The sequence below is a fragment of the Flavihumibacter cheonanensis genome, from assembly GCF_022352215.1.
GTDB lineage: Bacteria > Bacteroidota > Bacteroidia > Chitinophagales > Chitinophagaceae > Flavihumibacter > Flavihumibacter cheonanensis.
Genome location: NZ_JAKRWF010000116.1, coordinates 1 through 287 on the forward strand (window position 1 = coordinate 1; position 287 = coordinate 287).

Below are 287 nucleotides of genomic sequence, written 5' to 3' on the forward strand. Positions count from 1 at the left end.
CGAGCTGGAGGGCGGCATCTTCGAGGCACAGCCGGGCGACGAAGACATCCACACCGCCGTTGAAAGGCGCCTGGGCGAGCTGGTGGGACCTGTTGCCGGCAAGCTGCACACCGGGCGCTCGCGCAACGACCAGGCGGCTACCGACACGCGCCTCTACCTCCTGGAGCAGATGGCCCTCCTGGACGGTGCCGTCCGCGACGTCCAGGAGGCCATCGTCGACAAGGCCGAGGCCCACCTCGACACGATCATGCCCGGCTACACCCACCTGCAGCCGGCCCAGCCGGTCC

1 protein-coding gene is annotated in these 287 nt (G+C 70.0%); it reads left to right on the forward strand.

Annotated features, from left to right (window positions below; translation table 11 throughout):
• The coding region (locus MD536_RS21335) for a lyase family protein (protein WP_262916070.1) at window positions 1-287 on the forward strand (287 nt) is incomplete at both ends.